Below are 1,711 nucleotides of genomic sequence, written 5' to 3' on the forward strand. Positions count from 1 at the left end.
TGCCGGCATGCGATTTTTTGTCGGGATGCGGTGATCCAAACGATCGGCTGGTTCGTATCAGAACAAATGCAATCAATCCGATCGCGCGCTCTGCTCATGATTCTCCGCACACCAGATTCGGCCCTCACGCGCGACTACCTGATTACTACTCGCGAGCATGTGAGCGCGACACATGGCGCGCTCCGCATCGCCGCGTCCCGCGTTAGGCTGCAGGGTTCAGAGCGTGCATCTCACGGCGTTGTTGCGGATCGGTGCGCGCCCGGCAACGGAGCGGTCGTCATGGATCAATTGCGCGACGGTCCACGCCCGCAGTCGGCGGAGATGGCGGACTGCATCGTCCGGATCGCGGTCGCGCAGGATCGCGCCGCGTTCGAGACGCTGTTTCGCCATTTCGCCCCGCGCCTGAAATCATACTTCGCCCGGCGTGGCGGCGATCCGGCCCTGGCCGAAGAGATCACCCAGGAGACGATGGTGTCGGTCTGGCGCAGCGCCGCGCAGTTCGACCCGGCCAGAGCCTCGGCCTCGACCTGGATCTTCACCATCGCGCGCAATCTCAGCATCGACCGGCTGCGGCAGGCGAAGCGGCCGAACTTCGATCCCAACGATCCGGCATTCGTGCCCGACGAGGAGGAACCGCCCGACCGCCGGCTGGAGCGCACCGAAACTGAGCAGCGCGTGCGCGACGTGATGGAGACGCTGTCGTTCAACGAGAAGAGTGTTTTGATGCTGTCGTTCTACGAAAACCAATCGCACAGCGAGATCGCCGAGCAGCTCGGCCTGCCGGTCGGCACCGTGAAGTCGCGAATCCGGCTCGCCTTCGGCAAGCTGCGGGCGGCGCTCGATGCGCCCGCCGGAGAGCCGCGATGACGGTGCGACACCACATCGGCGACGATCTGCTGCTGAGCTACGCCGCCGGCGCGCTGGACGAAGCTTCGAGCCTGCTGGTCGCCACCCATCTGGCGCTGTGTCCGCATTGCCGTGCGCGCGCGGCCGCCGCCGATGCGCTCGGCGGCGAAATGCTCGATGCGCTGCCCGCCGCGGACGTGACGCCGGACTTGTGGCAGAGCGTGCTGGCGCGGACCCAGGCCGAACCAGAGATTCCGTCCGCGATCCCTGCAACGGCGCTGCGGCCGCGTTCCGACATCGTGATCCCCGAGCCGCTGCGCAGCTATCTCGGTACTGACCTTGCCGGCTTGCGCTGGACCAGGCTGGCACCGCGGATGCAACAGATCACCATAGACATTCCGGGCTGCCGGCCGCGCGCCCGAATGCTGCGGTTCGAGGCCGGCACGCGGGTGTTCGAGCACGGCCATTCCGGGCGCGAACTCACCCTCGTGCTCCACGGATCGCTGTGCGACGGCGACACCGTGATGCGGCGTGGCGACGTCGCCGAGACCGACGAGCGCACCGAACACCAGCCGCAGGCCGGCGCGGGCGAGGACTGCATCTGCCTCGCCGTCACCGACGCGCCGCTGCGGTTCAAAAGCCGGTTCGCCCGGCTGCTGCAGCCCTGGTTCGGGATTTAAGCGACCGGCGTCGTGCCGCGATCGCTGCGAATCGGGGCGACTGCGACCGGCTCGGCCTCGACCGGGCTGGCATTGGCACCGATCGGCGGCGTGTCGCCCGCATCCTCACGCGCGGACGAATAGATGTCCCAGGTGGCGATGAACATCGCGGCGATCACCGGGCCGATCACGAAGCCGTTCAGGCC

2 protein-coding genes and 1 pseudogene are annotated in these 1,711 nt (G+C 67.5%); 2 read left to right on the forward strand and 1 reads right to left on the reverse strand.

The genetic code is table 11. The features are described from left to right. Positions 1 to 279: 279 nt before the first annotated feature. Together DYI24_RS26100 and DYI24_RS26105 are read left to right on the forward strand one after the other, a co-directional pair. Positions 280 to 867: a sigma-70 family RNA polymerase sigma factor gene (locus tag DYI24_RS26100; protein ID WP_164574374.1), complete on the forward strand. Its 588-nt coding sequence runs from the start codon at positions 280 to 282 to the stop codon at positions 865 to 867. Continuing rightward, a complete protein-coding gene (locus DYI24_RS26105; RefSeq protein WP_164574373.1) occupies positions 864 to 1,526 on the forward strand; it encodes a ChrR family anti-sigma-E factor in 663 nt (220 codons plus the stop codon). Before DYI24_RS26100 ends, DYI24_RS26105 begins: the two co-directional genes overlap by 4 nt. On the opposite strand, the pseudogene DYI24_RS26110 reads toward DYI24_RS26105, so the two are convergent. Beyond that, a pseudogene (locus DYI24_RS26110) lies at positions 1,523 to 1,711 on the reverse strand (AI-2E family transporter); the annotation flags it as partial. The gene DYI24_RS26105 and the pseudogene DYI24_RS26110 overlap by 4 nt on opposite strands.

The sequence above is a fragment of the Rhodopseudomonas sp. BR0C11 genome (assembly GCF_010820945.1).
GTDB classification, from domain to species: domain Bacteria; phylum Pseudomonadota; class Alphaproteobacteria; order Rhizobiales; family Xanthobacteraceae; genus Rhodopseudomonas; species Rhodopseudomonas palustris_H.